Source organism: Rhodococcus sp. 11-3 (assembly GCF_023704055.1).
GTDB lineage: Bacteria > Actinomycetota > Actinomycetes > Mycobacteriales > Mycobacteriaceae > Rhodococcus > Rhodococcus aetherivorans.
This window is the reverse complement of the sequence record NZ_CP080406.1, coordinates 4,477,126-4,490,262: the sequence shown is the minus strand read 5'-3', so window position 1 is coordinate 4,490,262 and position 13,137 is coordinate 4,477,126. Positions and strand designations below refer to the sequence as shown.

Genomic DNA, 13,137 nt, shown 5'->3' with positions numbered 1-13,137 from the left:
CCAGGAGAACAACACAGGTGAAGAAGCCGTCCCGCAGGACCACCCTGGCGATCGCCGGGGTGGCCGGCGCCGCTGCCGTTGCCGGCCTCGTGGCCTACCGCGCCCGCCGACGCCGCGCCGTGGTGCGCGCCGCCGACCGGCCACCGCACGCGCTGCTCGCGCCGCCGACGGTGGAACCCGACGTCATCGACCTCACCACCGACGACGGTGCCCATCTCAACGTCCGAGCCTACGGCGACCCGGACGCCGACCCGATCGTGCTCAGCCACGGATGGACCTGCAACGCCGACTACTGGATCCCGCAGATCAACGCCCTCGCCGGCCGCTACCGGGTGATCACCTACGACCAGCGCGGACACGGCCGCAGCGACCTCGGTACCCGGACCTTCGGCCCCGACGTCCTCGCCGACGACCTCGCCGCGGTCCTCGAGGCGACGGTGCCGGCCGGCCGCAAGGCAGTCCTCGCCGGTCACAGCATGGGCGGCATGAGCATCATCGCGTGGGCCGGCCGCCACCCCGATCAGGTGCGGGAGAAGGCCTCCGGGGTGCTGCTCGCGAGCACCGGCACCGACAGCCTGCTCGCCGAGGCCGCGCTGCTGCCGTCCCGGCTGGGGCGGGTGCAGGAGCCCGTCGCGCGCCGGCTCCTCGGCGCCGCCCTTCCGCTCGTCGCCTCACCCGTCACCACCCGGGCCCTGAAGTACGTCGCGCTCGCGCCCGGTTCGAGCACCGCCGAGGTCGCCTTCTGCGAGAAGATCGTGCTCGGCTGCACGCCGCGGGCCCGCGGCAACTGGGGCACCGCGCTGAGCGCCTTCGACATCCGCGACGGGCTCGACCACCTCACGGTGCCGACGACCGTGCTCGTCGGCACCGCGGACCGGCTCACACCGCCGGTGCACGCCCGCAAGCTCGCCGAGACCCTGAAGACCTGCGGGCACCTCGAGCGGCTCGTGGTGCTCGACGGGATCGGGCACATGAGCTCGGTCGAGGCGATCGACGCCTTCGACGACGAACTGCTGCACCTGGCCGAACGCGATCGCATGCCGGCCGGCGCCTGAGGGTCCCATCCGCGGCGGGCGCGGCGCCGAACCCTCGGTGTAGTCCACCGGGAGGAGACCCATGACAGTGGCGCGCCACCGCGCGGCCCGCGCCCTCGCCGGCCTCATCGCGTTCGGAGTGGTCCTCGGCGTCGGAGAACTGCTGGCCGTGCTGATCGGGCCCGCGTCGTCGCCGTTCTACGCCGTCGGCGCCACCACGGTCGACCGAGCCCCGGCGTGGGCCCGCGAGTTCGCGATCGACACCTTCGGCACGTCCGACAAGCCGGCGCTGTTCATCGGCATGTCGGTGATCCTGGCCGTACTCGCCGTGGGGGCGGGGCTGCTCGAGCAGCCCGGCCGCCCGCGCGGTGGCCTCGTGATCCTCGCCCTGGCCGCGGTGGGCGTGTACGCGGCGCTGAGCCGGCCGGGCGCCACGGCCGTCGCCGCGCTGCCGACGGTCGTCGGCGCCCTCGCGGGCGCGGCGCTGCTGCAGTACTCCATCCGGCTGCTCGCCCGATCCGACGTCCGCGACGGCGTGCCGGAGACCCCGGCGTCGGGGTGGCCGCGCCGGCGGTTCCTCACGGTGGTCGGCTCCGCGGCCGCCGTGGCCGTGGCCGCCGGCGCGACCGGCCGATACCTCACCGACCGGCTGACGCGGGCCGTCGAGGACCGCGCCCGGTTCCTGATCCCGCGGCCCGCCCGGCCCGCCGCATCCGTGCCGGCCGGCACCGAGGTGACGGTCCCCGGGGCCACCCCTTTCCTCACCTCACCGGCGGAGTTCTACCGCATCGACACCGCGCTCCGGGTGCCGCGGTTGCGCACCGCCGACTGGCGCCTGCGCATCCACGGGATGGTGGAACGGGAGGTGACGCTCACCTGGGACGATCTGGCCGCGTTCGAACCCGTCGAACGGATCCTCACGCTCACCTGCGTGTCCAACGAGGTGGGCGGCGACCTGGCCGGCAACGCCCGCTGGATCGGATACCGGATGAGCGACCTGCTCGCGCGCGCCGGGGTCCGCCCCGACGCCGACATGCTCCTGTCCACCAGCGTCGACGGCTTCACCTGCGGCACCCCCGTCGACGCGGTCCTCGACGGCCGCGATGCCCTGCTCGCCGTCGCGATGAACGGCGAGCCGCTGCCGTTCGAACACGGATACCCGGCCCGGCAGGTGGTGCCGGGCCTGTACGGGTACGTCTCCGCCACCAAGTGGGTCGTCGACTGGGAACTGACCCGCTTCGACCGGGCCGAGGCCTACTGGACGCGGCGCGGCTGGGCGGAGAAGGCCCCCGTCCGGACGGCCTCGCGCATCGACGTCCCCGCCGCGTTCGGCCGGCTCGAACCCGGGCCCGTGATCGTCGCCGGTACCGCGTGGGCGCAGCACCGCGGCATCGACCGCGTCGAGGTCCGGGTCGACGGCGGCCCCTGGAACGACGCCGTGCTCGCCGAGGAGTACTCCCTCGACACGTGGCGGCAGTGGACGTGGCGGTGGGACGCGACGCCCGGTACGCACGTGCTCGAGGTGCGCGCGACGGACGGCGAGGGCCGGGTGCAGGACGAGCAGCGTCGCCCGCCCGTCCCCGACGGCGCCACCGGCTGGCACAGCCGCACCGTCACGGTCGGGTGACGGGCGAGCCCCGGAACGGGACGTCAGCTGAAGACGACGGTCTTGCTGCCGTGCACCAGCACCCGGTCCTCGAGGTGCCAGCGCAGACCGCGGGCCAGCACCAGCTTCTCGACGTCGCGGCCGAGGCGCACCATGTCGCCGACCGTGTCGGCGTGACCGACGCGCACCACGTCCTGCTCGATGATCGGGCCGGCGTCCAGCTCGGGGGTCACGTAGTGGCACGTCGCGCCGATCAGCTTCACGCCGCGCGCGAAGGCCTGATGGTAGGGGCGTGCGCCGATGAACGACGGCAGGAAGCTGTGGTGGATGTTGATCGCCCGGCCCGCCCAGTGCTCGCACAGCTCGGGCGGCAGGATCTGCATGAACCGCGCCAACACGACGGCGTGCGGATCGTGCACGTCGACGAGCTTGCGCACCTGCTCGAACGCGGGCCCGCGCTGTTCCGGGTCCTTGGGGAAGGACACGTAGTGGAAGTCGATGCCGTGCCGGCGGGTCACCCGCTCGAGGTCGGGGTGGTTCCCCACGACCGCGCAGATCTCCGCGTTCAGCTCGCCGGCGGCCACCCGGCCGAGGATGTCGTGCAGGCAGTGGCCCTCCTTGCTGACGAGGAGCACCACCCGCTTGGTCTCGCCGGTGTCCTGCAGCGTCCACTCGGTCTCCGGGCCCAGCTCCGCCGCGACGGTCGCGAACCGCTCACGCAGTTCGTCGAGGCCGAGCGGGATGGAGGAGGCGCGCACCGCCTGACGAGTGAAGAACCAGCCGCTGTCGGGGTCCGCGTGGTAGCCGGCTTCGACGATCGAGCCGCCCACGTCCGCGAGGAAGGTCGAGATGCGGGCGACGATGCCGGTGGCGTCGGGGCAGCCCAGTGACAGTACATACCGACGGTCGTCGGACGAGGCAGCGGAGGTCATGCCGTCCAGTGTCTCAGGTGTGCATCCGGGTCGTTCCGGCCGGTCACACCGTCGCCGGGGGCCGCCGGACGGTGGCGGTCCCGACGAGGGTGGTCGCGTCGATCGTGTGGATGCCGCGCTCGGTGACGGCCGCCAGGAACTCGGCGCGCACCGCGGCGACCGCGTCGGCGTCGAGCCCGGCCAGGGCTGCCCGCAGGCCCGTCGCGGTCACCAACGTCCAGCACAGTTCCTCGGTGGCGGGCAGCAGATTCGACAGGGTGCGTACCTCCACCGAGTGGGTGCCGGCGGCCGCGAGCCACGCCTCGAGGGTGCGCGGCAGATCGATCGCGTGCAGCGGTGTCCGGTCGCGCAGCGACGGCCGGCCCGCCACCGCCGGGTTGCGGCGGCCGACGACGTCGAACAGCGTCGCGCTGATCTCCTCCATCGCCCCGGCCCGCCACACGGTGACGCCGATCCGGCCGCCGTGCCGGACCAGGCCGACCAGGCGGTCGAATGTGGCGTCCATGTGGGGCAGCAGGAACACGCCGTAGGAGATGGCGAGCGCGTCGTACCCGGCCTCCGGGACCGCGGACGGCGGTTCCCACGTGGTGGCGTCGGCGCACACGAAGTCGATGTTCTGCAGCGCCCGCTCGGCGGCGACGAGCCGGCCGAGCTCGAGCAGTTCGTCGGCGACGTCGATCGCGTGGACCCGGCCGGTCGGTCCCACCGCCGCGGCGGCGGGCAGCGCCGAGGCGCCGGCGCCGCAGCACACGTCCAGCACCGTCGCGCCGGGACCGGGCCCGAGCTGGAAGACCAGCGCCTGCCCCGCCGGGCCCCACACCGTCGGGGTGAGCCGGTCGAAGTCGCCGCTCGCGTCGTCGAAGGTGCTCGCGAGCCGTGCCGTCTCGTCCACTGCGTCGGTCATGCCTCGTCCTCGGGTTCTCGAATCCGAGGACGGAACCTCGGATGCCCAGCGGGAGTGCAGCCGATACCCTATTGCAGTTCCGAACGTTTCAGTTCCGAATGCTGAATGGCGAGCACCCGGGACGTCGAGCGGGTACATCCCGCGTCGAGCGGTGGATTTCGCGGCGAACCGCGAGGGGAGGGCTCAGGAACCGCCCGCTCGCCACCACAACAGCCCGCTCGCGCCCGTGCGACGAGCGCGGCGCGGCGGCCTTCACGTGCTCGCCGGAGGGGACGGGCACCCTGCGGATTGCTCACACCCCGATTCGATGAGGGTGGGTGTAGATGTTCATGGTGTCCTCGCGCAGGAAACCGACCAGGGTCAGCCCGGATTCGTCAGCCAGGTCGATGGCGAGTGAGGACGGTGCGGAGACGGCGGCGAGGACGGGGATGCCGGCCATGACCGTCTTCTGGGCGAGTTCGAAGGAGGCGCGGCCGCTGACGAGCAGGACCGTTCCCCGGGCGGGGATGCGGTGGTTTTCGGTGGCCCAGCCGACGATCTTGTCCACGGCGTTGTGCCGGCCGACGTCCTCGCGCAGGGCGAGCAGGTCACCGGTGGCAGTGAACAGGCCGGCGGCGTGCAGGCCGCCGGTGCGGTCGAACACCTTCTGCGCCTCGCGCAGGGTGTGCGGCATGCCCGACAGGGCGGTGGGGTCGACGACGACGGGGTCGTCGGCGGGGGCGTGGCGGGTGCGTTGGCGGATCGCGTCGAGGGAGGCCTTGCCGCACACTCCGCAGGAGGAGGTGGTGTAGAAGTTGCGCTCGATGCCGGTCTCGGGCAGTGCGACGCCGGGGGCGAGGTCGATGTCGAGGACGTTGTAGGTGTTGCGGCCGTTCTCGTCGGTGCTGTGGCAGTAGCGGATCGCGGCGATGTCGCCGCGGTCGCCGACGATGCCTTCGGTGAGCAGGAAGCCTTGGGCGAGTTCGATGTCGGAGCCGGGGGTGCGCATGGTCACCGCCAGCGCGGTGCCGTTCACCCTGAGTTCGAGGGGCTCTTCGACGACCACGGTATCCGGGCGTGTCGACTGTCGGTTCGCGTGGATGCGGGTGATGCGGGTGCGGGTGGTTACTCGTCCCATGCGACGCTCCGGTGCACCAGTTCGCCTCGCCCGGGTGATCCGGGGGAAGGCCGGCCGGGCGCCGTGCCCGGTGCCGCGGCGCCCTCGCGCCGAGGGGTGTGGGCTTCGAGGCGGATGGTGACGGCCTTGGACACGGGGGTGTTGGACTTGCGGGCGACGTGGTCGAGCGGGATCAGGGGGTTGGTTTCGGGGTAGTAGGCGGCGACGTTGCCGACCGGGGTGGGGTAGGGGACGAGCCGGAAGTCGTCGGCGCGGCGCGCTTCGACGGTGCCGTCGGGGCGGGGCCATTCGGAGATCAGGTCCACCCGGTCGCCCGCTGCGAAGCCGAACGACTCGAGGTCGCGGTCGTTGACGAACAGCACCCGCCGGCCGCCCTTGACGCCGCGGTAGCGGTCGTCGAGGCCGTAGATGGTGGTGTTGTACTGATCGTGGGAGCGCAGGGTCTGCAGGATCAGCCGGCCCTCGGGCACCGGTACCCAGTCGAGGTCGTTGACGACGAAGTTCGCCTTTCCGGTGGCGGTGTGGAAGCGGCGCTCGTCGCGGGGTGGGTGCGGCAGGACGAACCCGTCCGGTCGGCGGACCCGGGTGTTGAAGTCGTCGAACCCGGGCACGACGCGGGCGATGGCGTCGCGGATGGCGTCGTAGTCGTCGGCGAACGCGCGCCACGGCACCGGGTGATCCGGCCCGAACAACGCCTGCGCGAGCTCGCAGACGATGGCGACCTCGCTGCGCAACTGTTCGCCGGCCGGCGTCAGGCCACCGCGGGACAGATGCACCACCGACATCGAATCCTCCACCGACACCAGTTGTTTGCGGCCGTTGCGGACGTCCTTGTCGGTGCGGCCGAGCGAGGGCAGGATGATCCCGGTGCGCCCGTGCACGAGGTGGCTGCGGTTGAGTTTGGTCGAGATCTGCACCGTCAGCGCGCAGTTGCGCAGCGCGGCGGCGGTCACATCGGTGTCCGGGGTCGCGGAGAGGAAGTTGCCACCCATCGCCATGAACACGTGCGCGGCGCCGTCGCGCATGGCGCGGATCGAATCGACCGCGTCGAGGCCGTGCCTGCGGGGACTGCGGATGCCGAACTCGTCGTCCAGAGCCTGCAGGAAGGACTCGGGCATCTTCTCCCAGATCCCCATCGTCCGGTCGCCTTGGACGTTGGAGTGCCCGCGCACCGGGCACACCCCCGCTCCGGGTTTGCCGATCATCCCCCGCATGAGCAACAAGGCCACGGCGTCCTGGATGGTGGCCACACCGTGGGTCTGCTGGGTCAGGCCCATCGCCCAGCACACGATGGTGGCGTTCGAGGCGATCAGGGCGCGGGCGGTCTGTTCGATCTGCTCGCGCGTCAGGCCGGTCGCCTCGAGCACCGTGGCGAGGTCGACGGCCCGGATGTGCTCGGCCCACTGCTCGAACCCGGCACACCGGCTGTCGAGGAACTCGCGGTCGAGCACGGTGCCCGGCCGACGGTCCTCCTCCTCGAGCAGCAGCTTGGCCAGCCCTTGGAACAGGGCCTGATCCCCGCCGATGCGGATCTGCAGGAACTCGTCCGCGATCTGTGCGCCGTCACCGAGCACGCCGTTCACCTTCTGCGGGTCCTTGAACCGCAGCAACCCGGCCTCGGGCAGGGGGTTGATCGCGATCACCGTGGCGCCGTTGGCCTTGGCCTTCTCGAGCACGGAGAGCATGCGGGGATGGTTGGTGCCGGGATTCTGGCCGGCGATGAGGATCAGGTCGGCGTCTTCGAGGTCGGTGACCGACACCGAGCCCTTGCCGATGCCGATGGTCTCGGTCAGGGCGGTGCCGGAGGATTCGTGGCACATGTTCGAACAGTCCGGCATGTTGTTGGTGCCGAAGGACCGGATCATCAGCTGGTAGACGAATGCCGCCTCGTTGGAGGTGCGGCCGGAGGTGTAGAAGATCGCCTCGTCCGGATTCGGCAGGGCACGCAGGTGCTCGGCAATCACCGCATAGGCTTCGTCCCAGCCGATCGGCTCGTAGTGCGCCCTGCCCGGTCGGATGATCATCGGATGCGTCAGCCGGCCCTGCTGCCCGAGCCAGAAGTCCGTCTGCGCGAGCAACTCCGGAATCGAATGGGCGGCGAAGAACTCCGGGCCGACTTTCCGGGTGGTGGCCTCCTCGGCGACGGCCTTGGCGCCGTTCTCGCAGAACTCCGCGGCCTTGCGATGCCCCGGGGTCTCCGGCCAGGCGCACCCCGGGCAGTCGAAGCCGTGCCGCTGGTTCAGCCGGGCCAGGGTGCGGGCGGTGCGAAGCGGGCCCATCTGCTCGAGACCACGACGCAGCGACACCAGCACCGCGGGCACCCCGGCCGCGTAGGACTTGGGGTCGGTGATCTGGATGTCGTTCTCGTCGAAGACGTGCCGGTCCGTGGTGTTCGTCATGCGCTGTGTCGCACCCATCGATCGGTCGACGAGAACGCCTCGCCGAGAAGGAAACTGTCGCCGTGGCCGGGGTGAACTCGGGTGTCGGCCGGTAACGCCGACAGTGGCCCGGGCGCCGTGCTCGGCGTCGGGGTGTGTCCGGGCGCTTCACACCCGTGCCGGAGGACGTCGCCGGTGAACACCACGCCCAGGTGCGGAAGATGCAACGACACCGACCCGGGCGTGGCGACCGGAGTGTGCAGCACCCGGATCTCGTCACCGGCGACGGCGATGCGCTGCCCGTCGTCGAGTCGCCAATAGCGACGCTGCCCGTGCACCGCCTGCCACAACGCGTGGTCGGCCGGATGCAGCAGGATCGGAGCACACAGTCCCACGCCCACGTCGACCGCGGCCGAGACGTGGGCCCGGCCACCCTGGGTGCAGATCACCGCGGTGACACATCGGTCACCGACCGCGTCGGCGATGTCGGTGGCTCGACCACCCGCATCGACGACCACCACGTCCCGGTCGTCGCCGACCAGCCAGACGTTCGTTTCTCCGGGATCGGCGAAGAACGGCCCCGGGGGCCGTGCTCGTCGAACGCAGACGCGGTCGATCCGAAAACCCTCACTCACGTCAGGCTCGTACCGTCGGTCGGCTCACTGCACGTGTCCCCGACCCGAATACCCCTGGGCGTGAGCCTGCACCACAGGAACGCGCACCGCGGTAGGCCTTCCGATCGCACACGTGGTCCCTCGCATCTTCATCGAACACAGCTGGTCCTGCCCGACCGTCAACGGTCGTTGCCGGATCCACCGTAAAGTCCGCCGACTTGCCGACGAACTGGCCGAACGATCAGATCGGCCTCTCCCGATGGGCAGTGCGCCCAGGCCCTCGCGTTCCCCACCGCCAGTGAATTTCTGCGGGTGGCGCCTAGAATCGGAAGCAATCCGAGGTGGCGTCATGATCAAGTCCGCAGAGCACCGGCCGGCAGAACCGGCTCCCGGGAGTGCCGTGGTGCACCTACTGCCGTGCCGGACTCGGTCCGAAGACCGGGTGCACGGTGTCCGGTGACGCCGCCGAACGTCCCGCTGATCCGCCTCCGAGGGAGCTTGCGGACGAGTTGAGCGCGGCCGGTTTCGTCGAGCCGCGGGTGGCAGGGCAGGGAGGTTTCGGCATCGTCTACCGCTGTCGTCAGCCCGCCCTCGACCGGGTGGTCGCGGTCAAGGTGATGAGCCCCAGTCCGGACGAGACCGACCGGGTGCGGTTTCTGCGCGAGCAGCAGGCGATGGGCCGGCTGTCGGGGCATCCGAACATCGTGCACGTGCTCGAGGCCGGCGTCACCCGTACCGGGCGTCCCTACATCGTGATGCCGTTCCACCGCCGGGACTCCCTCGAGGCCTGGATCAACCGGCGCGGGGCCCGCACGGTTGCCGAAGTTCTCGACATCGGCATCAAGATGGCCGGGGCGCTCGAGACGGCACACCGGGCGGGTGTCCTGCACCGCGACGTCAAACCGGCGAACATCCTGATCTCCGAGTACGGCGAACCGCAACTGACCGATTTCGGGATCGCCCGGCTGTCGGATCGGCAGGACACCACGCGAGGCTTGGTGGTGGGCTCTCCCGCCTACACCGCGCCGGAGCTGCTGCACGGGCAGTCTCCGTCGGTCGCCTCGGACGTCTACGGACTCGGCGCCACCTTGTTCACCGCGCTGGCCGGCCGGCCGGCCTACGCGCGGCGCCGCGGGGAGGAACTGGTGGCGCAGCTGCTGCGGATCAGCACCGAACCGATCCCGGATCTGCGCGAGCGGGATGTTCCGGAGGGTGTGTGTGCGGTGATCGAGCAGGCGATGGCCCGTGAGCCCGCCCACCGCTTCGGCACGGCGGCGGGGTTGGGGGAGGCGCTGCGCAGCGCCGGGGCGGACCTCGGTTACACCGTTGCCGACCTGCCGTTGCCGTTGGTCTGGGACGAGGAGAGCCCACCGCAGCCGGAAAGTCGCGAATCCCCCGCGACCGCGGCGTATCTGCGCCTCGACCCTTCGGCCGGTGCGTCCGTGCCTGCTCGCCCGCCCGCCGTGGCGACCAAGTACCGCCCCCCGGTCGCGGCTCACGCGATGGTGCAGCGCACCCGGCTGCTCGACCGGCTCAGTACCGCGACCCGGGCACGGCTGATCTTGATCCACGGCCCGGCCGGATACGGCAAGACCACCGTGGCCACCCAGTACGTGCGGATGCTCGAGCACGACGGCGGCAAGACCGCTTGGTTGTCGATCGACGAAGACGACAACACCCCCGCCTGGTTTCTCGCGCATCTCGTCGATGCGGTCACGGTGACCCTGCCCCGGCTCGGCAGAGAGCTGACCCGTGTCCTGGAGGCACACGGGGAGGGCGCCGAGCGGTTCGTGCTGACCACCCTCATCAACCGGACACACACGGGCGGGCAGCACATCGCGGTGGTCCTCGACGACTGGCACCGGGTGACCAACCCTGCCAGCCGGGCCATCGCCCGGTTCCTGCTCGAGCAAGGGTGCCACCACCTGCAGCTGGTCGTCACCAGCCGGGCCCGGCAGGGTCTGCCGCTGAGCGGCCTGCGCGTGCACAACGAGTTGATCGAGATCGACGCCGCCGCACTGCGCTTCGACGTCGACGAGTCCCGCCAGCTGCTCACCGGTACCACCGGATTGACCATGGAGGACAAGGACGTTGCCGAGCTCGAGGAAACAACCGACGGGTGGGCGGCGGCCCTGCAGCTGGCCTCGCTGGCAATACGCGAACACCGTGACCCCCGGACGGTCATCCGCCAGCTGTCGGGCCGGCATCGCGCTCTCGGCGAGTACCTCGCCGAGAACGTCCTCGACAGCCTCGAACCGGACCTGCTCGACTTCCTGCTGGCCACCGCGGTCAGCGAACGCACGTGCGCAGCCCTGGCCACCGCCCTGACCGGCCGCCGGGACGCCCAGGCCGTGCTCGAAGACATCGAAGAACGGGACCTGTTCCTCACCCGGCTCGACGAGGAGGGACAGTGGTTCCGCTACCACCACCTGTTCACCGACTATCTACGCCGCCGGCTCGAACGAGGCGACCCGGAACGCCTGCACGAACTGCACCGGACCGCGGCCCGATGGTTCGCCGATCAACACCTGTTGAGCGCGGCGGTCGATCATTTCCACGCCGCCGGCGACGACGACGCGGCGATCGACGTGGTCGAGCGGGAAGCAATCCCACTGCTCGAACAATCCCGGATGAACACTCTGCTCGGGTTGGAGACCAAGCTACCGACGACCGCCGGCGCGATGCGGCCACGCCTGCAGCTGGCGGTGGCCTGGGCACACGCGCTGCTGCACCACCGCGCTGCGGCCAACGACGCCCTCAGCCGCCTAGAGGCAGTGCTGCCGACCGTGCCCGGCGACGAAGAGGCTGACGCCCGAGCCGAGGCCGATCTCATCCGGGCCACCATCACCGTCTTCGACGACCGTCTCGACCACCTCGACGAGGCACTCGAGGCGTGTATCGCCCGCGCCGACAGACTCCGCCCGTGGATTCTGTGCGGTGTCGCGGATGTGGCCTCGTTCCGCGAGATCCAGCGGTTCGACTTCGACGAGGCCCGGCGCTGGCAGCAATGGGCACGCCCGCATCACCGCCGCGCCTCCGGGCCGTTCAGTGTCATCTACGGCTATTGCCTCGATGCAGTGGCCGCACGGGAACAACTCGATCTCGACGGCGCCGAGACGAGCCTGCGCCACGCCATGCACCTGGCCACCGCTTCCGACGAAGACAATTCCTACAGCTCCCGGCTCACCGGTGCCCTCCTCGGGGAATTGCTGTACGAACAGGGAAACCTCGCCGAGGCCGAAGGCCTGCTCGACGAGAGCTACAGCCTCGGCGCCGAAGGCGGAACCGTCGAGTTCATGCTCGCCACGTACGTCATCGGCGCTCGCCTGAAGCATCGCCTGGGGCAGCACGAACAGGCCGCCGAGCGACTGGCTGAAGGGGAACGGCTGGCGCTGTCACTGCAACTGCCCCGCCTGGCGGTGTACATCACCAACGAGCGCATCCGGACGGGCATCGGGATATCGCAGGTCTCCCCGGACACCTTTCCTCCCGGGCTTCCGAGCGACGTTCCTGACGGGATCGCCCAGGTCACGGCCGAGACCACGGAAGAGGCGGCAATCCGGCTGCTGCTCGCCGCCGGCTCCGACAGTGACCGGACACACGCGTGCCGGCGCGCCCGAATCCTCACCGAGTCGATCAGCGCCACCGACCGGCCCAGAGCATCCCTCTATGTCCGCTTGTTGCTGACCGAGTGCCTTGTCACGGTCGGCTCACTCCCGGAAGCGGAACGGGTGTTACTGCCCGTCCTCGAGCAGTGTGCACGGTCGGGTTTGGTTCAGCCGGTGCTCGATACCGGACCCGTTGTGCGAGAACTCGTTCGGCGGGTCGGTTCGGAACGACACGGCCGCAGCATCAGCCCCGCCCTCGCCCACTTCCTCGATCGGCTGCACACAGCACCACAGCCGTCCGCAACACCGGAGAACACGTGAGTCCTCCCACCCCGGGCAGCGCCGAATCGAGCGCATCGCGACACCGCGATTGCCGCCCCGACGGCCCGCTCGGGCTAGCCGATCTCGTAGAACGGAGGCGCGTAGCGGAAGACCCCGCGCAGCTGCGGCCGATGGGCGGTGAGCGCGCGGGCCTGCAGGTGTGACGCCCATTCGGGCACATCGGGTTCGACACCGAGCTCGGCGGCCGGGACGAACCCGAAACGGGGGTAGTAGTCCAGGTGCCCGAGCAGCACCACGAGCGGTTCGTCGAGGGCGTCCGCCGCGCCGAGCACCGCGTGCATCAGAGCGCCCCCGACGCCGGCGCGCTGCAACTCCGGCAGCACCCCGATCGGCCCGAGGGCCAGCGCCGGCTCGCCGTCGACCGTGCCGCGGGTGACGCACACGTGCCCGACGACCGTGCCCTCGGCGTCCGTTGCGACCAGTGACAGCCGGGGCAGCCACGCCGGGCCGGCGCGCAGCGCCTCGACCAGGCCGGGCTCGACCGGCTCCGCGCCGGCGGGGGTGAGCGGCGCGAATGCGGCGCGGTGCACGTCGCCGATCGCGGGGACGTCGGCGGGAAGTTCTCGTCGGATGAACACGAGAGCAGTGTGGACACCGGCGTC

9 protein-coding genes are annotated in these 13,137 nt (G+C 71.0%); 3 read left to right on the top strand and 6 right to left on the bottom strand.

Going from position 1 to position 13,137, the window contains the following annotated elements; genetic code table 11:
- The first annotated feature begins 17 nt into the window (after nt 1-17).
- Nucleotides 18-1,055, top strand: coding sequence for an alpha/beta fold hydrolase (locus KZJ41_RS20775; protein WP_006946508.1), 1,038 nt, complete (start codon nt 18-20; stop codon nt 1,053-1,055).
- Nucleotides 1,056-1,116: 61 nt separating this feature from the next.
- Entirely contained in the window at nt 1,117-2,661 is a 1,545-nt protein-coding gene (locus KZJ41_RS20770; protein WP_044476521.1) for a molybdopterin-dependent oxidoreductase, read from the top strand.
- Between the two features lie 23 nt (nt 2,662-2,684).
- On the opposite strand, the gene purU is transcribed toward KZJ41_RS20770, so the two are convergent.
- From purU to KZJ41_RS20745, 5 genes are all read right to left on the bottom strand, one after another.
- Nucleotides 2,685-3,572, bottom strand: coding sequence for a formyltetrahydrofolate deformylase (gene purU, locus KZJ41_RS20765; protein ID WP_006946510.1), 888 nt, complete (start codon nt 3,570-3,572; stop codon nt 2,685-2,687).
- Nucleotides 3,573-3,615: 43 nt separating this feature from the next.
- On the bottom strand, nt 3,616-4,476 hold the full coding sequence (locus KZJ41_RS20760) for a class I SAM-dependent methyltransferase (protein WP_006946511.1): 861 nt from the start codon (nt 4,474-4,476) through the stop codon (nt 3,616-3,618).
- A gap of 292 nt (nt 4,477-4,768) precedes the next feature.
- A complete protein-coding gene (gene fdhD, locus KZJ41_RS20755; protein WP_006946513.1) occupies nt 4,769-5,593 on the bottom strand; it encodes a formate dehydrogenase accessory sulfurtransferase FdhD in 825 nt (274 codons plus the stop codon).
- Nucleotides 5,581-7,992 carry an FdhF/YdeP family oxidoreductase gene (locus KZJ41_RS20750; RefSeq protein WP_232334172.1) on the bottom strand — a complete coding sequence of 804 codons (2,412 nt, stop codon included), beginning with the start codon at nt 7,990-7,992 and terminating at the stop codon, nt 5,581-5,583. Before KZJ41_RS20750 ends, fdhD begins: the two co-directional genes overlap by 13 nt.
- Nucleotides 7,989-8,606, bottom strand: a complete 618-nt coding sequence (locus tag KZJ41_RS20745; protein WP_006946520.1) for an MBL fold metallo-hydrolase — start codon at nt 8,604-8,606, stop codon at nt 7,989-7,991. Before KZJ41_RS20745 ends, KZJ41_RS20750 begins: the two co-directional genes overlap by 4 nt.
- Nucleotides 8,607-9,094: 488 nt before the next feature.
- Between KZJ41_RS20745 and KZJ41_RS20740 the strand changes: the two genes are divergently transcribed.
- Nucleotides 9,095-12,514 carry a serine/threonine-protein kinase gene (locus tag KZJ41_RS20740; RefSeq protein ID WP_251549504.1) on the top strand — a complete coding sequence of 1,140 codons (3,420 nt, stop codon included), beginning with the start codon at nt 9,095-9,097 and terminating at the stop codon, nt 12,512-12,514.
- A 74-nt stretch (nt 12,515-12,588) separates the two neighbouring features.
- On the opposite strand, the gene KZJ41_RS20735 is transcribed toward KZJ41_RS20740, so the two are convergent.
- Entirely contained in the window at nt 12,589-13,113 is a 525-nt protein-coding gene (locus KZJ41_RS20735; RefSeq protein WP_072635778.1) for a GNAT family N-acetyltransferase, read from the bottom strand.
- Nucleotides 13,114-13,137: the final 24 nt, after the last annotated feature.